This is a genomic window from Ottowia beijingensis (genome assembly GCF_013423955.1).
Lineage (GTDB): Bacteria > Pseudomonadota > Gammaproteobacteria > Burkholderiales > Burkholderiaceae_C > Ottowia > Ottowia beijingensis.
On record NZ_JACCKX010000001.1, the window covers coordinates 3,892,250 to 3,909,829 of the forward strand.

The 17,580-nt window shown below is 62.1% G+C and carries 11 protein-coding genes and 5 pseudogenes; 5 read left to right on the forward strand and 11 right to left on the reverse strand.

The genetic code is table 11. The annotated features are described in order from the left end of the window. Nucleotides 1-237: 237 nt before the first annotated feature. The 10 genes and pseudogenes from H0I39_RS19175 to H0I39_RS19215 all read right to left on the reverse strand — a co-directional run bounded on the left by H0I39_RS19175 (nt 238) and on the right by H0I39_RS19215 (nt 11,719). Nucleotides 238-2,031: an acyl-CoA dehydrogenase gene (locus H0I39_RS19175; RefSeq protein WP_180551540.1), complete on the reverse strand. Its 1,794-nt coding sequence runs from the start codon at nt 2,029-2,031 to the stop codon at nt 238-240. A gap of 146 nt (nt 2,032-2,177) precedes the next feature. Next, on the reverse strand, nt 2,178-2,972 hold the full coding sequence (locus tag H0I39_RS19180) for an enoyl-CoA hydratase-related protein (protein ID WP_180551541.1): 795 nt from the start codon (nt 2,970-2,972) through the stop codon (nt 2,178-2,180). A 29-nt stretch (nt 2,973-3,001) separates the two neighbouring features. Further along, nucleotides 3,002-3,876: pseudogene (locus H0I39_RS19185) on the reverse strand (DMT family transporter). 89 nt (nt 3,877-3,965) lie between these two features. Next, nucleotides 3,966-4,738 (reverse strand): annotated as a pseudogene (locus tag H0I39_RS24350) (enoyl-CoA hydratase/isomerase family protein). Continuing rightward, nucleotides 4,735-5,535 (reverse strand): 2-ketocyclohexanecarboxyl-CoA hydrolase, encoded by an 801-nt coding sequence (gene badI, locus H0I39_RS19195; RefSeq protein WP_180551542.1) that lies wholly within the window; start codon nt 5,533-5,535, stop codon nt 4,735-4,737. Before badI ends, H0I39_RS24350 begins: the two are co-directional and overlap by 4 nt. An 18-nt stretch (nt 5,536-5,553) precedes the next feature. Beyond that, nucleotides 5,554-6,321, reverse strand: coding sequence for a glucose 1-dehydrogenase (locus H0I39_RS19200; protein WP_180551543.1), 768 nt, complete (start codon nt 6,319-6,321; stop codon nt 5,554-5,556). Between the two features lie 28 nt (nt 6,322-6,349). Further along, nucleotides 6,350-7,069, reverse strand: a complete 720-nt coding sequence (locus H0I39_RS23555) for an AMP-binding enzyme (RefSeq protein WP_308645898.1) — start codon at nt 7,067-7,069, stop codon at nt 6,350-6,352. Next, a complete protein-coding gene (locus tag H0I39_RS23560) occupies nt 7,060-7,998 on the reverse strand; it encodes an AMP-binding protein (RefSeq protein WP_307776845.1) in 939 nt (312 codons plus the stop codon). The genes H0I39_RS23555 and H0I39_RS23560 overlap by 10 nt, the downstream gene beginning before the upstream one ends. Before the next feature lie 28 nt (nt 7,999-8,026). After that, nucleotides 8,027-10,054, reverse strand: a pseudogene (locus H0I39_RS19210) (oxidoreductase). Nucleotides 10,055-10,369: 315 nt separating this feature from the next. Beyond that, nucleotides 10,370-11,719 (reverse strand): MFS transporter, encoded by a 1,350-nt coding sequence (locus H0I39_RS19215; RefSeq protein ID WP_180551544.1) that lies wholly within the window; start codon nt 11,717-11,719, stop codon nt 10,370-10,372. A 344-nt stretch (nt 11,720-12,063) separates the two neighbouring features. On the opposite strand from H0I39_RS19215, the gene H0I39_RS19220 reads away from it, so the two are divergent. Next, complete coding sequence (locus H0I39_RS19220) at nt 12,064-13,056, forward strand: NADPH:quinone oxidoreductase family protein (RefSeq protein WP_180551545.1); 993 nt, start codon at nt 12,064-12,066, stop codon at nt 13,054-13,056. A gap of 30 nt (nt 13,057-13,086) precedes the next feature. Then, a complete protein-coding gene (locus H0I39_RS19225) occupies nt 13,087-13,386 on the forward strand; it encodes a DUF1330 domain-containing protein (RefSeq protein WP_180551546.1) in 300 nt (99 codons plus the stop codon). Between the two features lie 160 nt (nt 13,387-13,546). Here H0I39_RS19225 and H0I39_RS19230 read toward each other — a convergent pair whose 3' ends face one another. Then, complete coding sequence (locus tag H0I39_RS19230; RefSeq protein WP_257645895.1) at nt 13,547-13,960, reverse strand: MarR family winged helix-turn-helix transcriptional regulator; 414 nt, start codon at nt 13,958-13,960, stop codon at nt 13,547-13,549. Nucleotides 13,961-14,870: 910 nt separating this feature from the next. Between H0I39_RS19230 and H0I39_RS19235 the strand changes: the two are divergent. The 3 genes and pseudogenes from H0I39_RS19235 to H0I39_RS19245 all read left to right on the forward strand — a co-directional run bounded on the left by H0I39_RS19235 (nt 14,871) and on the right by H0I39_RS19245 (nt 17,570). Further along, nucleotides 14,871-15,631: pseudogene (locus tag H0I39_RS19235) on the forward strand (ABC transporter ATP-binding protein). Beyond that, a complete protein-coding gene (locus H0I39_RS19240) occupies nt 15,628-16,332 on the forward strand; it encodes an ABC transporter ATP-binding protein (RefSeq protein WP_180551547.1) in 705 nt (234 codons plus the stop codon). Before H0I39_RS19235 ends, H0I39_RS19240 begins: the two are co-directional and overlap by 4 nt. Nucleotides 16,333-16,359: 27 nt before the next feature. Beyond that, a pseudogene (locus H0I39_RS19245) lies at nt 16,360-17,570 on the forward strand (ABC transporter substrate-binding protein). Nucleotides 17,571-17,580: the final 10 nt, after the last annotated feature.

The following is a 17,580-nucleotide window of genomic DNA, read 5'->3' on the forward strand; positions in this document are numbered from 1 at the left end:
CTACTTCGTCAAACCTCTTCTCTTCACCGCCTCTAGCAACCATCCCTCACTGGCGGGTATCCCGGAATGAACACCTGCAGCGGCATGAGATAGAGCGACGGTTTCGCAGGCGGCATTCCCAACGAGAATCCCCACCGGGGCTTCCCGCAGATTCAGGCCGCTTGACTGGCCGATTGCAGCATTCGCAGGTTCACGGCACAGAGAGTGACCGCGTCTGCAATACAAGCAATTGCCTCTTCAGAACGCTGCGTCAGAGAACTCCAGCGTGGCGCCCGAGCCAGAGACGATTGCATGCCGCAGCCCCGCCGATTTGGAAAGAACGTGGTCACCGTAGAAGCGGCAGGTCAAAATCTTGTAGGTCAAGAAGTCCGAGCCAGGATCCGATGCGAGGAGGCGGTCGGCAGCCAATGCGGCCCGTCCCATTTGCCATCCAGCCGCGACGATGCCCAGGAGTTCCAGGAACGGACCAGAACCCGCCAGGGCAGGCTTGGGACCGCCCTCCCAAGACTTCACAAGCGACTCCACTGCTGCCTCGAGGTCGCCGATACCCTTGTTCAACTGAGCACCAATGGCGCGGAGTTCGGCATGCGCATGGGATTCCAGGTCAGCCTGGACCTGCCGCATACGCACGATCACCGCACCAATCGCGCGTCCGCCATCGCGGCCGATCTTGCGTCCCACCAGATCCATCGCCTGGATGCCGGTCGTGCCCTCATAGATCGTCGTGATGCGGGCGTCGCGGAGATACTGCGCGGCTCCGGTTTCTTCGATGAAGCCCACGCCGCCGTGAACCTGGATCCCCATGGAGGCGATATCCAGACCGGTTTCCGTGAACCACCCCTTGGCGACCGGCATCATCAGTTCGACGAAGGCCTGGTGGGCATCCCGGACTTCCGGATCCTGATTCAGCGCAGCCTGGTCCATGCTTGCCGCCATCACCGCCGCCAGCGCGCGCATGGCCTCAATCCGGGATTTCATGCTCAACAGCATTCGGCGCACATCGGGGTGCCGGATGATCGCAACTTTGGCGCTGGTCTCACCGCCTTGCTCCACGCCTTGAACCCGCTCCCGCGCATATGCCCTGGCCTTCTGGTAAGCGCGTTCGGCCAGCCCAATGCCCTCCAGGCCCACGGCGAAGCGCGCCGAGTTCATCATGATGAACATGTACTCCAGCCCGCGGTTCTCCTCACCGACCAGATAGCCGACCGCTCCCGCACCGTCGCCGAAAGCCATGACGCACGTGGGCGTGGCATGCAGGCCGAGCTTGCGCTCGATCGACACTGCTCGCACGTCGTTGTGCTCGCCCAGCGAACCATCTTCATTGACCAGCACCTTCGGCACCGCGAACAGCGAGATCCCCTTGGTTCCGGCCGGGGCGCCTTCGACCCTCGCAAGCACCAGATGCACCACGTTCGGAACCAGATCGTGGTCCCCGTAGGTGATGAAGATCTTGGTGCCATGCAATCGGTACGAGCCATCGGCCGCGCGGGTGGCGCGGGTGCGCACGGCGGAAAGGTCAGAGCCTGCCTGCGGCTCGGTCAGCACCATCGTGCCGGTCCATTCACCGCTGACCATGCGCGGCAGGTACCGCTGCTGCAGTTCAGGCGAACCAGCGTGACGCAGCACGTTCACCGCGCCTCGCGACAGCAGGCTCAGCAGGCCAAACGCGACGCTGCCGCTGTTCCACATTTCTTCGACTGCAGCGGCCAGCACGCCGGGAAGATTCTGTCCGCCCTGCTCTTCAGGCGCGGACAGTGCAGGCCAACCGGCCTCGACGAAACGCGCATACGCCTGCGCCCAGCCCGCTGGCATACGGGGCGCGCCACCTTCAAGGCGAACGCCCTCAATGTCTCCCGAGTGGTTCAGAGGAGCGATGACCTCCGAGGCAAAGACTCCAGCCTCTTCCAGCACTGCGCGAGCAAGGTCGGGAGTGGCCTCGCCATAGCCGGGCAGCGCTGCGATTTCATGCAGGTCCGCGAGCTCATTCAGAACGAACTGCATGTCCTGCAAAGGTGGGGTGTACTGACTCATAGTGCCTCCTGTGGCGAAGCGCTTGCGTTCAACAACGCAAACAGATGGATAAATTTCTTATTCGGATCTCCAACCGTGTGCGATGCCTCGGTCGTGAAGTACCGCTGCCTGAGACATCGCAAGGGCTTGCTGCAAGAGCATGCCGCTCACTCGCCGGTGAAGTTCGGGGGCCGCTTTTGGGAGAACGCCTGCAGACCTTCCCGGTAGTCGGCACTCCAGCCCATTTCGCGAATGAAGCTGGCCTCCATGGACAGTTGCTGCTCCAGCGAATGGCTGGTGGCCGCATGCATCAACTGCCGGGTGCGTACCAACGCCTTGGTCGGCATCTGGGCGATTTGTGCTGCCAAGGCATCGATGGTGCCGGCGAACTTCGAGTCCTCGACCACCTGCCAGATGAGCCCCCACTCAGCCGCCGTCGCGGCTGGGAGCTTCTCGGCGAGCATTGCCAGACCCAGAGCACGCACGGTGCCAACGGATCGCGTGAGAAACCAGGTACTGCCGGTATCCGGCGTCAGCCCGATCCTGGAGAAGGCTTGCAGAAAGTAAGCGGATTGGGCGGCCACCACCAGATCGCAAGCCAGCGCGATGGATGCGCCGCCTCCCGCAGCCAACCCTTGCACCGCCGCGACAGTAGGAACCTGCAGGCTCTGCAAGCGCATCACCAGCGGCTTGAAGTACCGCTCCACCAGATTGCCGATGTCCGGCAACTTGCCATCGACCTCCTGCATGGCGGGATCGGCAAGATCCTGCCCCGCGCAGAAGGCACGTCCCGCCCCGCCAAGCACCAGCACCCGCAACTGGCGGTCGGCTTCAATTCGGGACATGGCCTCATGGAGCTCCACCATGGTCTCGGCGTCCAGGCTGTTGAGCTTCTCCGGCCGGTTCAGCACGATGCGCGCCACGCCGCTGTCCACCGTGAAAAGAATGTTCTTGAATGTCATGCTTCAACTCCTTCAGGACGTGATCGGAATCAGTTCGGCTTGCGCACGACGATCCCGACGCCGATTGCGGTGACGACCATCCCGGCGACCGTCAGCCCCGTGACCGGCTCGCCAAAAGCACCCACGCCATCACCGCTGTCGTGGGAGGTACTAGGTAGAAAAGACTGGTGACGGAGGTTGCGGCGCCTCGCTGGATCAACAGATACAGCAAAGAGCTGCCTCCCAACGTCAGCCCCAGCACGGACCAGGCCATGGCCCCCGCCAGCTCCGAATTCAGGCCCCCAGCGGCGCCGACCCACCGCATCGGCTCCGTTTCCAGCAACGCCAGAGGTGTGGTCACCACAAACGCCGCCAGCAATTGGATGAAGCTGGCGGTCCGAACATCGCAGGGAGCCACGAAGCGCTTCTGGTACAGGGTTCCCATGGTGATGGCCAGCAGAGCCGTCAACGCGCAACCCAAACTGGCAGGGCCGACCTCCCCGAACCCCAGCTTTGCCCAAACCACCAGCAGCAATCCCAGCAGTCCGAGAACAAGCCCCACCCATTGGGCTCTTGTCACGCTGCCGCCTCGGCGGGAAAGCCAGATCGCCGTCAGAACGGGCTGCAACCCGACGAGCAATGCAGTCAGGCCCGCGCCCATCCCCATCTTCACTGCGGCCCACACGCCGCCCAAGTAGATGGCGTGCATCAGCATCCCGGTGACGCTCAGGTGCAGCCAGCTCCGGGCGTCCCGCGGCCACGTCGCCCGGGCGGCAACGGCCCAAATGCCAAAGCAGCCGACGGACAAGGCATAGCGAACCGCCAGGAACTTCATGGGCGGCGAATGCGGCATGCCGTACCTGGCCACGACAAAGCCCGTGGCCCAGATGACCACGAACACAAGGGGCATCGAGCGCACCAGCATCGGACTTGCCGCCGAATGCGCTGGCTCCCGGAGATCAGATGCGCTGGAAATAGGGACTCCCTGAATCAAAGACTGCGTGGGGAAACCACTCAGTGTCCGGTGAACAGAGGCTTGCGCTTGCCCAGGAAGGCAGTGACTCCTTCGACGGCATCACCGGTCTGGGTCGCCGCCGAGAAACACTCCGCCTCCTGCTGCAGCCCGTCCTCCATGCGCATGGACTGCGAATGCCGGATCGCCTCGAGCGCATGGCCCAGGGACGCCGGAAACGGCTCGCCGAGGCTCTTCAGATAGGCGACTCCCGCATCGATCGGATCCTCGACCTCGACGATGCGATGGATCAGGCCGATGCGCTCTGCTTCCTGGGCATCGATCGCACGGCCGCTGGCAATCAACTCCACAGCTCGCCCAACGCCCACCAGGCGCGGCAGCCGCTGCGTTCCCCGTAGCCGGGAATCAGGCCCAGCTTGATCTCGGGGAGGCCGAGCCGCGACGTGGGCGTCGCGATCCGAAAGGTGCACGCCATCGCCAGCTCGAGCCCGCCCCCGAACGCCACGCCAGTGATGACTGCGACGGAAGGAATGCGCAGGCTGTCCAGCTTGGCGAACGCCAACTGACCACGCCGTGCGGTTTCGCGCTGCTCGCCGGCATTCTTGCCCTGCAGTTCGCTCACATCGGCGCCCGCGCAGAAGGACTTGCCGCCGCCTGCACCAACGATGAGCAGTGCCCGGGCGTCCGATACCGCGACCTCGTCAAGACGGTTGGAGATCTCTCCGACCATCTCGGCGTTCAGCGCATTCAAGGCCTTCGGGCGGTTCAGCGTCAGGATCGCGACACCATCACGGTAGGTCAGCTCCGCGCTCATGCCTGGCTGCCTTCGTCGGATTGGGGACGGAAACGCGGCTTGCGCTTCTCCAGGAACGCCTTGACACCCTCGTGAGACTCTTCGGTACCGTAGTACAGCGCCAGCGCCTGCATGCCCAGGCCGCCAATACCACGGATCGAATCCGAATCGGCGTTGAAGGAGCGCTTGGCGATGGCAATCGCTGTCGGGCTCTTTTCCATGATTTCCTGGCACCAGCGATCGACTTCGGCATCCAGTTCCGCCATGGGAACGACAGCGTTGACTAGCCCCATGGCGAGCGCTTCCTGCGCCTTGTAGCGGCGGCACAGATACCAGATCTCACGGGCTTTCTTCTCGCCAACCACGCGGGCGAGATAGGCCGTGCCAAAGCCGGGATCCACCGAGCCGACCTTCGGGCCGACCTGGCCGAACTGAGCCGTGTCCGCAGCAATCGCGAGATCGCAGCAGGTCACCAGCACGTTGCCGCCACCGATGGCAAAGCCATTGACGCGGGCAATCACGGGCTTCGGCACCTCGCGGATCATTCCTTGCAGTTCCTCGACCGGCAGACCGATCAGGCCCCGGCCGTCGTAGCCACCATCATGGGCCGACTGGTCGCCCCCTGTGCAGAACGCCTTCTCGCCCACGCCGGTGAGCACGATGACGCCAATGCTCTTGTCCCAGCCGGCACGGTGCAGCGCGTCGATCAGTTCGTCGCAGGTCTTGCCGCGAAATGCGTTGTACTTTTCGGGACGGTTGATGGAGATGCGGGCAACGCCGCCCTTCACTTCGTAGAGGATGTCCGTGTAGTTGCTCATGGTCGTCTCCTGGTGGGGTTAGCCGTGCATGGTCAGGCCGCCGGACACCGAGATGACCTGGCCGGTGATGAAGTTGGCGTCGTCGCTGGAGAGGAACGCCACGGCGCCGGGAATGTCCTCGGGCTGGCCAAGGCGCTTCAGGGGAATGGCCCGCTTGAGACCGTCGTAGATCTTCTGGCCGAACTCGCCGCCGCCCGTGAAGGACTGCAGCAGCGCGGTATCGGTGGGCCCCGGGCACACCACGTTGACGCGCACATTGCTGCGTGCCGTCTCACGGGCCAGCGTCTTGCTGAAGGCGATGATGCCGCCCTTGCATGCGGAGTAGACGGATTCGCCGGACGAACCGACGCGCCCCGCATCGGAGGCGATGTTGACGATCTTGCCGCCGCCGGCCGCCACCATGAAAGGCACCACGGCATGCTGCAGGCTCAGGGGGCCCTTGAGGTTGATCGCGATCAGTTTGTCCCACAGATCGGGCGTGGTCTCGACAAACTGCTTGGCCACGTCCCAGCCGGCGTTGTTGACGAGGATGTCGATCTGCTTGAGATCGGCGTGGATCTTCTGCACAGCCTTGGCAACCGCGTCGTGATCCGTGATATCCAGCTGAGCCGTGGTCAGCTGACCCGCGTACTGTTGGAACTGGCCCTTGATTTCATCGAGGCCAGCCTGGTTCAGATCCAGTGCGGCGACGCGCGCACCCTCCTCCAGGAAACGCTGCACCAGGCTGCGCCCGATGCCGCCGGCTGCGCCAGTGATGATGGCCACTTTGTCTTTGAGTCCACGCATGGGAATGCTCTCCTGTAAATAAATTGAGTCAGTGATTGCGGTTGGCGATGACCTGAGCGACGTGGTCGCGCAGCTTGAATTTCTGCAGCTTGCCGGTGGCAGTGCGCACGATGGGCTCGAAGAGCACGTGCTTCGGCGTCTTGAAACCCGGTAGCCTGGCGCGGCAGAACTGGATGACCTCTTCCTGCGTCAAGGTGCCGACGTGCTGCGGATGCAGCTCCAGCACTGCACAGGGGACCTCACCCCATTTCTCGTCCGGCACGGCGACCACCGCGGCCTGGAACACCGCCGGGTGCGTGAACAGGACCTCCTCGACCTCGATGGAAGAGACGTTCTCGCCGCCGGAAATGATGATGTCCTTGGAGCGGTCCTTGATCTCGATGTAGCCGTCCTCATACACCACGGCCAGATCGCCACTGTGCATCCAGCCACCCTCGAAGGCCTCTCGCGTAGCCTCGGGGTTCTTGAGGTAGCCCTTCATGCCCAGATTCCCTCGGAAAAGCACCTCGCCGATCGTCTTGCCGTCGCGGGACACGGGCTGCAGGGTATGGGGATTGGCCACCATCATGTCTCCCGCGACCGCCGTGCGAACGCCCTGACGGCCCATGTGGCGCAGACGCTCTTCAGCCGGCATGGCGGCCCACGAATCCTGAGGCACGCAGGTGGTGTTGACACCGTGCTGCTCAGTCATGCCATACACGTGCAGCACCTCGAAGCCCAGGGCCTCGGTTTGAGCGATCACCGACACTGGCGGCGAGGCTCCGGCGCAGGCGACCCAGATGGGGAGCTTGGCTTGCTCCAGTTCTGCGGCTTGCCTGCGATCAGCGAACTGAGCACCGCCGGGGCGCCGCAGAAATGCGTCACGCTATGCTGGCCGATGGCGTCGTAGATGTCCTCCGCGACCACCTTGCGCAGGCACACACTCGTCCCGGCCACGGCGGCCAGGGCCCACGCATAGCACCAGCCGTTGCAATGGAACAGCGGCAAGGTCCACAGGTAGACCGGGACTCCTACGTTCAACCGCGCATAGAGGGAGGTGCCGAGCGCATTGAGATAGGCCGCACGGTGGTGGTAGACCACGCCCTTGGGGTTGCCCGTGGTTCCCGAGGTGTAGTTCAACGCGATGGCGTCCCACTCGTCCTCGGGGTAGCGCAGCTGCGCATCAGCAGGCGCATCGGCCAGGAAACGCTCGTAGTCGATCACACCCACCGGGTCGGCGTCTGGGACGTCGCTTGCACGGATGTCCACCACATCCATTTGCAAGCCGGAGAGCTTCACCGCCGCACGCGCCACCTCGGCAAATTGCTGGTCCACCATCAGCAACCGGGTCTCGGAATGCTGCAGGATGAAGGCGATCGCCGCCGCGTCCAGGCGGATGTTGATGGAGTTGACGACAGCGCCCGCCATGGGCACCCCAAACTGCGCCTCCAGCATCTCGGGGATATTGGCCGCGAGGATGGCGACCGTATCTCCACGCTGGATGCCCGCGCCGATCAACGCGCGTGCCAGGCTGCGGCAACGCTGGGCGTAGGCGGCCCATGTATAGCGCCGCTCGCCATGAATGACAGCGATGCGGTCTGGATGGATGTCCGCCGCTCGGTCGAGCAACGCCAGCGGGGTCAGTGGCTGGTAGTTGGCCGGGTTCTTGTCAAGACCTTGTTTGAATTTGTTCGTCATGCTTGTCTCTGAGTTAGGGCTGTCAAAGTCAGAACGAAACGGCCAGACGCGTTGCCTGGTCGATGGCGCGCAATGCGTCCAATTCGGCAGCAACATCGGCTCCGCCGATCACGTAGGGCTTGACGCCTCGCTCGGCCAAACCATCAAACAGCGTCCGGTTCGAGAGCTGTCCCGCGCAGAGGATGACAGTGTCCGCGTCCAATACGCGAGCCTCGCCATTCACGCTGTAGTGCAGGCCCTGGTCGTCAACGGCCTGGTAACTTGCTCCGGCCGTCATCGCCACGCCTGCCTTGCGCAGCTTGGCCTTGAGAATCCACCCGGTGGACTTGCCCAAGTTCTTGCCCAGTGACTCGGGCTTGCGTTGGAACATGTGGATGACGCGCTCGGTGCCGTGCTGCGCAGGCGCCTTGAGCCCGCCCGCGCTGCGAATGGCCGTATCCACACCCCAGGCATCCATGAATACCTTTGGCTTGAGCGACTCCTCGGCACTGCCGACCAGGTACTCGGCCACGTCGAAGCCGATTCCGCCCGCGCCGATGATAGCGACCTTGTTGCCCACCGGCACGCCGTTGGCCAGCACATCCAGGTAGCTGACCACCTTCGGGTGATCAAGGCCTTTGATCTCGGGCTCGCGCGGGATCACGCCCGTCGCAATCACCACCTCGTCGAACTCACCCGAACGCACACGCGCGGCGAGATCCTCCGCATCGGCTCGGGTTTTCAGATGCACCGCGACCTTCAGGCGCTCCAGCGAGACCCGGAAGTAGCGCAGCATTTCGTTGAACTCGTTCTTGCCCGGCACTTTGCGAGCCATATTCAGTTGGCCACCGAGCTGATCGCCTGCCTCGAACAAGGTGACCCGATGACCACGCTGCGCGGCATTGATCGCAAAGGCCATGCCGGCAGGCCCGCCACCGACAACGGCGAAATGCTTGGGCGCGGTGGTCTTGCTATCGTCGAACTCGATCTCGCGCCCTGCCCTCGGGTTCACCAGGCAAGTCGCCACGCGGTCGGTAAAAATGCGGTCAAGGCAGGCTTGGTTGCAGGCGATGCAGGTATTGATCTCGTCGGCGCGGTTCTCGCGCGTCTTGCGGGCGAACTCGGGATCGGCGAGCAGCGGACGGGCCATCGAAACCAGATCGGCAGCGCCGGAAGCGATGATCTCTTCAGCCACATCAGGAGCATTGATGCGGTTGGACGCCATCACCGGAATGCCGACCGCACGCTTCACGTTGCGGATCGCGTCGATCCATGCCGCACGCGGGACCGGCGCTGCCATGGTCGGCACGGACGATTCGTGCCAGCCGATGCCGGTGTTGATCATGTCGGCACCCGCCGCTTCGACCCGGCGGGCGAGTTCGGCCACTTCTTCGCCGGTCATACCCCCGTCCATCAGGTCGATGGACGAGATGCGGTAGATGACCATGAATTCGGGCGAGACCCGCGCCCGCACGGCCTTCACGATTTCAAGGGGAAGCGGATCCGGCGATCAAAGTCGCCGCCGAACTCGTCGTCGCGCTGATTGGTCAATGCTGCGGTGAACTCGTTGATCAGGTAGCCCTCGGAGCCCATGATTTCGACACCCACGTAGCCAGCCTGCTCTGCCAGTGCCGATGTGTTCGCAAAGCTCTCGACCGTTGCCCAGACCTCTTCGGTCGTCAGCGCACGTGGAGGAAAGACGTTGATCCGCGCCTTGCCGGCCGACGGCGCCACACAGGTGGACACCTTGGCATAACGGCCTGCGTGAAGAATCTGCAGGACGATGCGTCCACCGGCCTCATTCACCGCCGAGGTGATCGCGCGATGCTCGCCCAAATCCCCGGGCTTTTGCAGCACCAGACCACCTTCATCCATCACCCCTTCGGGCACGGGGAGTAGCCGCCGGTAAGGATGAGGCCGATCTCACCTGCGGCACGGGCCGCGTAGAAGGCCGCCAGTCTTTCATGGGGACGATCCATTGTTTCCAGGCGCGTATGCATTGCGCCCATCACCATGCGGTTCGGCAGATCTACCCCAGCGACGCGCAGGGGCTCAGGAGGTGTGGATAGGTTGACATGTTTGTCTCTCGTGCTGGGTTTGGGGTGAGTGCAATGATCCTCGCCCCATCAATTTACGTCAAGATCATGACGTATTTTATTTGAGAAATACAGGGTTAACACCTACTTCATATAACATCTCAATCCAAATAACCATCAACATCACTACACAAATGAAAGCGATCGGCGCTACGACGATGACAGCTCCTACAGGCGTGCGGGGATGCCGAACCAGGTGTGGAACTCGCATTCGACGCGCGGCGCCCCTCCCCCGGCAAGGCGAGGTTGGGCTAGCAGCACCTGGCCAGGCCGCGAGGCCCCCACATCCATGCCACTCACGTGGCAGTACTCGTCTTGAGGGTCTTGAGGGTCAGTTCCGAAGCCGATCGGCCATGGTTGATGCACGCAAGCGCAATCGCTCCCACAACGCCTGCGGCACCGATGACCAGGAAGTTCTGCTCAAGAGGAAGTTGCAGGGACACGATCAACCCGATCAGCAAAGGCGCAGCGATCGCCCCCATGCGCCCGATGCCCGACGCCATGCCGATGCCGGTGGACCGAATGTCTGACGGGTAGTACTGGCCGCTGTAGGCGTAGACCACAATTTGCGCCCCCGTCGAGCAAGCCCCAACCGCTGCGATGATGAAATAGAGCACCTCCGTCGAGGTTTTCAGCGTCATCATGTACAGGAAGACGCCGCCCAACGCGTACATGCAGACCACGACCCATTTGATGTGGAACCGGTCCGCAAGCCACCCGCCGCCGATCGATCCGATCACCGCACCCACATTGAGTGCGATGACAAAACTCAATGCGGAGCCAAGGCTGTAGCCCGACATGGCCATCAGCTTCGTCAGCCAGGTGCTGAGCGCGTAGATCATGAACAAGCCAGTGAAGAAAGCCACCCAGAACATCACCGTGCTCAGTCCGCGCCCATCTTGGAACAGTTGCGCTACGGTGGCACCGGCCCCAGCATTGGTGGCCCGAGGCGGATGGAAGGTGTCGTTGGCGCCGATCTTCAACCCCGGATCGATGGATTGGGCGATCTGACGCAGTTGCGCACTGTCTCGCCGGGATACCAGGAACGACAGCGATTCAGGCATCGACTTCAGGATGAAGGGGATCAGCAGCACCGGGACACCGGCGGCAAAGAACACGATCTGCCAGCCAAACTGCGCAATGAACTGCTTTCCCAGCACGGCAGCCAGAATGCCGCCGATGGCGTAGCCGGAAAACATCACGGTCGTCAGGAAACTCCGGATCCGCTTGGGCGCGTACTCGGTCATCTGAGCTGTGATGTTCGGCATCACGCCGCCAATGCCCAGCCCCGCGATGAAGCGCGCGATGCTGAAGGTGACAGGATCTTTGGTCAGCCCCGCTGCCGCGGTGAATACGCTGAAGAGAAACACACAAAGAGAGATCGTCCAACGGCGGCCGATCTTGTCCGACAGCGCGCCCAGAAAGATAGCGCCGAACATCATCCCGAACAGAGCCGAGCTGGCCATGAAGCCAGCGGTCGCGGCTTCCACGCCCATCTCCTTCATGATGGCCGGAAGCGCCGCTCCAGCGACCGCCAAATCATAGCCATCAATGATGATGACCACGAAGCACCAGGCCAGCACCTTGGCATGGAAACGATTGAACTTGGCCTCATCGGCAAGTTCGTGCACGTTGATCTCTCGCATGGGTCTTGTCTCCTTGTTTCGGTAGGGATACATCGGAACCACGACCAAGACGTGCTACATCGGCGCGCTCATGCGAAGCACAAGCGACCAGAACAGACCTGCGCGCAGCCCATCGCTCTAGCGACGGCGCGATCTTTGCAGAGCCAGCAATTTATATCAAGTTATTGATACATAATTTCTCTAAAGACTAGGGTTTACACCTATATTTATACGGAAAATCAAACCGATCTATGCAAATATGATTACATAATTCCAAGAATCGACGCATCAGAATCATCAGCAGAATTGGGCAACTTGAGTCCGTAGTTTTGACACGTCCCCATCACCCCTCCCCTCCGAGCAGCATGAAAGCCGTACTCATTCGTCAGTTCAGCGAGGACCCTCGCACACATCACGTCGAAGAAGTGGCCGAACCGGTTGTCGGCTCCGATGACATCCTGATCGCTGTCAAAGCAGCGTCTCTCAACTTTCCCGATCTCCTGGTCATGAGCGGGAAGTACCAAATCCTTCCCGAGCGCCCGTTCACTCCTGGAAAGGACGCAGCTGGCATCGTGGAGGCCGTCGGCCCGAACGTCCGCACCTTCAAGCAAGGGGACCACGTTGTGGCCCAAGTGGAGAACGGCTGCTTCGCAAGTCGCCTGTCCGTTCCTCAGTCGAGCGCACAAAAGATACCAACAGAAATGCCCTTCGCTGATGCGGCCGCGATGGGCCTCGTGTACCAGACGGCGTACTTTGCGCTCACGGACCGCGGCAATTTCCGCAACGGAGAGACCGTGCTGATCAGTGGAGCTGCCGGGGGTGTAGGGCTTGCCGCCGTTCAGATCGCCAAGGCCCTAGGCGCGAAAGTCCTCGCGGGCGTGACCTCGGAAGCCCAGGCGAAAGCAGTGCATCAATCCGGAGCCGATGAGGTGATTGACCTCTCGGCCGCCAACCTTCCCGAGTCCACTCGCGAGCAAGTGCATCGCGCTACGAATGGAAAAGGAGCCGACGTCTTCCTCGATCCCGTGGGCGGCGATGTGTTCGATGCGTGCATTCGCTCGCTCGCGCGGCGCGGCCGGGCGGTGATCATCGGGTTCGCCGCTGGCAAGATTCCGGTGATCAAAGGCTCCTACCTGCTGCTCAAGAACATCTCTGTCTCCGGTATGCAGTGGACGGACTACCCGACCTACTCGCCCGAGCTCGTCGCAGAGGCTCAAGCAAAACTGAACGAACTCTACCTGCAGGGACTCTTGCGCCCACACATCACGCAAGTGTTCGCTCTTGAATCTTTCGCTGACGCAGCCGCCCGGCTGACATCAAGAGGGGTGATCGGGAAGCTTGTCCTAACCATCCACTAGCACTGTTCACTACTCACTTCGGAGACTTGGATGAAAGGCTACGTGCTGGCATTCATTGACGTGGAAGATCCGTCAAGCTATGCCCCCTATGCAGCAGGCGCACCTGCAACGATCGCAGCCCATGGCGGCAAGTACCTCATCCGCAACGGAGCCAAGGAACTGCGCGAAGGAGCGCTTCCAGCAGACCGCCTCGTCGTCCTGGAGTTCCCGTCCGTGGCCCAAGCCCGCGCCTGGTACGAATCACCCGAGTACCAGGCGCTGGTACCAATTCGCCAAGGAGCCTCGAAAGGATCTCTCATGATCGTGGAAGGATTTGGCGAAGTTTCGTGAGGCGTGCAGACGGACACCCTTGCTCCCCGATCAAGCAAACGCTTGAACCACCGTTGCCGTTGCATTGCCTCGGATCCACCTCCGGCGACGTGGCGCCCTAGCCATGACGCTCAACCAGAACGCCCTACAGCGGACGATAACTCACCTCGGAATCTCGGTTCTAGCCCTCATCTTCCTCAGGGATAGCATCCATTTCCAAGGCGACCTTCGACATCCCGTCATTGAGCTGGTTAATGTGGTGCAGCAGAGAGATCTTGTCGTCGAAGCGAAAGCTTGCCACCGCTTGACGATAGAACTCGTAGATTCTTGGCTGGATTCCGTCCCAGAACGCCCGACCCGGTGGCAGCATCACAACTTTCTTGGCGCGCCTATCAGCTGGATCCACGACGCGAGCCACGTGCCCTTCGCGCTCCAGGCGCTTGAGAACCCCATCGAGACTCTGGCGGCTCACGACCAGATAGTCCGCCAGGTCGGAAAACGACATTCCATCCTTCACCTGCTTACGCGACAAGGCTCCCAGCGTCGCCCACTGGACTGTGGTGATGCCAAGCTCCTTGACGGACTGGCGATCCAAGGTGTTGCCAGCTTGGAACAGGCGAAAAACAATCGGTTGTGAACGGCGGAAACCGATTGATCGTAGTTTTCGTTATCAGACATGCGCAGGTTAGTAGTCAGGGAGCTTCAAAGAGTTCAGAACCGAGCCATCAGGTAGCTGAACACCTCACGGGAACGACGGACAGGCGCCGTACCGCGATCCGCGAAAACGCGTCTTCCCTAAGCGCCGCGAGCATCGACAGCCATTTGTCCATCTTAGCGGCTTTGCGCAAGGATGTTGACATAAACCCCTTTGGATTGAAGGCCGGGCCCAAATTGCCCGTCAGGTACTCGCCAAGAGATGGGGCACTCCTCATGTCGGCGCTTTACCGCAGTTGCCGCGGTCGCCCGGATCATCGGCGTCGCCAAGAGTCGTTCAAGGAAGTCATCACCCCGCTGTCCGACAAGCTGACGCCCGCGGCCCGAAAGGAAAAGCGGCCTAGTCACACAAAGCCCATCACGGCGACGGACTTCGCGGCCGCTCGCGCAGTGTCTCGCGGCCTTGGCGCCCAGCAGTTCATCAGGGGAAACATGGCACCCCAAACAGGAGCCAGAGCCAAGGACACCCCGGATTCACATCTACATCCTTATATACCTTAACCACCCACATCTCTCACACCACAGTAAAAGCCCCAGGTTTTCCCTAGTTTTTATATCAAGTTATTGACGTATATTCTCGGCATCCAAAAGACTTCAAGAAGTTTCACGAGACAACGTATGGGATCCGGTATCTGCTTTCAAGGGCCGTCCACCCGGGCCGGCCCACTTCTTCCCGACAGCTTCGCACGACCGATTTAGCCACCCGGCGACGACCGAATGCGACCGAGGCCCTCGCCTCCCGCAACGCCTGACGCGCCGCTCTGCCCACCATCAGCCCGAGAAGGACGCCCATGGGATCCGACACCATCCTCGAGACCACCGATCTCACCAAGACGTTCAGTGGCTTCACTGCCGTGAACAAGGTCAACCTGCGCGTGCGCCGGGGTTCGATCCACGCCCTGATCGGCCCTAACGGCGCTGGCAAGACGACGGTGTTCAACTTGCTGACGAAGTTTCTGCCGGTGTCCAGCGGCACCATCCGCTACCGCGGCGACGACATCACCCACGAGACCCCCGCGAAAACTGCTCGCAGGGGCATCGTCCGGTCCTTCCAGATCTCGGCCACGTTCCCGCATCTCACCGTGTTGCAAAACGTGCGGGTTGCGCTTCAGCGCAGGCAAAGCGCGTCCTTCGAGTTCTGGCGCCATGAGAAAGCGTTGAGCGTGCATGACGCCAGAGCCATGGAACTGCTCGAGTCGGTCGGCCTCGGTGGCCTGGCCGGCGTGAAGGCCGTGGAACTGCCCTACGGCCGCAAGCGCGCGCTCGAACTAGCCACCACCCTGGCCCTCGAGCCAGAGCTGATGCTCCTGGATGAACCGACCCAGGGCATGGGCCACGAGGACGTGGGACAGGTGGTGGGCCTCATCCAAAGGTCGCCGCCCACCGGACGATCCTGATGGTGGAACACAACCTGTCCGTGGTCTCCCAGTTGTGCGACACGATCACCGTGCTGCAGCGCGGCGCCATCCTCGCCGAAGGCGATTACCAGACTGTTTCGAACGACGCGCGTGTGCGAGAGGCCTATATGGGCGCCGAAGCGGAGGCAGCATGAGCGACATCCTCCTTGAAGTACGCGATCTGAACGCCTACTACGGCGAGTCCCACGTGTTGCATGGCGTTGACCTCGAAGTCCGCACGGGTGAACTCGTCACCCTGCTGGGCCGCAATGGTGCAGGCCGGACAAGCACCCTGAAGGCGATCATGAACCTCACCGACCGCAAGACCGGCGCGGTGCGATTCAAGGGCCAGGACATCGGCAAGCTCGAGCCCCATGAGATCGCCCGGCGCGGCATCGGTTACTGCCCGGAAGAGCGAGGCATCTACGCCGGCCTGTCGACGGAGGAAAACCTGCTGCTGCCACCCGTGGTGCAGCCGGGCGGCATGAGCGTGGACGAAATCTACGCCATGTTCCCCAATCTCCACGAGCGCCGTCGCAGTCCCGGCACGCGCCTTTCCGGCGGAGAGCAGCAAATGCTGGCCATGGCCCGCATCCTTCGCACCGGCGCCCGACTGCTGCTGCTCGACGAAATCACCGAAGGCCTCGCGCCGGTCATCGTGACCGCGCTGGGCAAAGCCATCCGCCAGCTCAAGGAGCGCGGCTACACGATCGTCCTCGTGGAGCAGAACTTCCGGTTCGCCGCACCGCTAGCCGATCGCCACTACGTCCTCGAGCACGGCCAGGTCGTTCTCACCATCGACCGGACCGAGCTTGCGGACCGCACCGATACCTTGCACGAACTGCTCGGTGTCTAACACCCCCACCCCACCCAGGAGACAGCCATGAAATTCAAGGCGCTGGCGCTTTGCGCCGCCATTTCCACCTTGTTCGGAGCATCGGCGCACGCGCAGATCTCCGACAACGTCGTGCGCATCGGCGTGCTGACCGACCTCTCCGGCACCTATTCCGACCTTGCAGGTCCTGGCTCGGTGGTCGCCACGCAGATGGCCATCGACGACTTCATCGCGAAGGAGAAGCCGAATTTCAAGATCGAGATGGTCACGGCGGACCACCAGAACAAGCCCGATATCGCTTCCAACAAGGCGCGCGAGTGGTTCGAGCGCGACAAGGTGGACATCGCCTCCGAGCTGGTGACCACCTCCGTCGGCCTGGCGGTGCAGAAGATCGCGAAGGAAAAGAACAAGATCGCGCTGAACACTGCGACTGCGTCGACCCGGGTCACCAACGAGGACTGCAACGACGTCACGATCCATTGGACCTACGACACCTACGCGCTGGCCAACGGCACGGCGCGTGCAATGGTGCAGAAGGGCGGGAAGAGCTGGTACTTCATCACTGCCGACTACGCGTTCGGGCATTCGCTCGAGAAAGACGCCTCCGACGTCATCAAAGCCAACGGCGGCACGGTCGTCGGGGCGGTGCGCCACCCATTCCCCGGCAATGACTTCTCGTCCTACTTGCTCCGCGCGCAGAGCTCTGGCGCGCAGGTGATCGGCCTGGCGAACGCCGGCAACGACATGATCAACACCATCAAGCAGGCGGCCGAGTTCGGCATCTCGCAGAAGCAATCCCTGGCGGGCCTGCTGGTGTTCCTGTCCGACGTCCATTCGCTTGGCCTGAACTACACCCAGAACATGTACCTGACCGAGGGGTTCTACTGGGATCTCAACGATGAGACCCGCGCCTGGTCCAAGCGCTTCTTCGAGAAACGCAAGAGCATGCCCACGATGATCCATGCGGGCCAGTATTCCGCGATCACGCATTACCTGAAGGCCGTCAAGGCCGTCAACAGCGACGACACCCAGAAGGTGTTGGCGCAGATGCGCAAGACGCCGGTCAACGACTTCTTCGCCAAGAACGGGCAGATCCGCGAGGACGGCCGCATGGTGCACGACATGTACCTGTTCCAAGTCAAGAAGCCGTCCGAGTCCAAGGCCCCTGGGACTACTACCACGTCCGCGCGACGATTCCCGGTGCCGAGGCCTTCCAGCCGCTGTCCGCGTCGCGCTGCCCACTGATCAAGAAGTCCTGAAGTCCGGCCG

Excerpts from the sequence above, each read along its gene's own strand:
- H0I39_RS19240 (WP_180551547.1), top strand. The coding sequence starts at position 15,628 with ATGAGCGACATCCTCCTTGAAGTACGCGATCTGAACGCCTACTACGGC.
- H0I39_RS19215 (WP_180551544.1), bottom strand. The coding sequence starts at position 11,719 with ATGCGAGAGATCAACGTGCACGAACTTGCCGATGAGGCCAAGTTCAAT.
- H0I39_RS19180 (WP_180551541.1), bottom strand. The coding sequence starts at position 2,972 with ATGACATTCAAGAACATTCTTTTCACGGTGGACAGCGGCGTGGCGCGC.
- H0I39_RS19200 (WP_180551543.1), bottom strand. The coding sequence starts at position 6,321 with ATGCGTGGACTCAAAGACAAAGTGGCCATCATCACTGGCGCAGCCGGC.
- H0I39_RS19225 (WP_180551546.1), top strand. The coding sequence starts at position 13,087 with ATGAAAGGCTACGTGCTGGCATTCATTGACGTGGAAGATCCGTCAAGC.
- H0I39_RS19175 (WP_180551540.1), bottom strand. The coding sequence starts at position 2,031 with ATGAGTCAGTACACCCCACCTTTGCAGGACATGCAGTTCGTTCTGAAT.
- badI (WP_180551542.1), bottom strand. The coding sequence starts at position 5,535 with ATGAGCAACTACACGGACATCCTCTACGAAGTGAAGGGCGGCGTTGCC.
- H0I39_RS23560 (WP_307776845.1), bottom strand. The coding sequence starts at position 7,998 with ATGACGAACAAATTCAAACAAGGTCTTGACAAGAACCCGGCCAACTAC.
- H0I39_RS19220 (WP_180551545.1), top strand. The coding sequence starts at position 12,064 with ATGAAAGCCGTACTCATTCGTCAGTTCAGCGAGGACCCTCGCACACAT.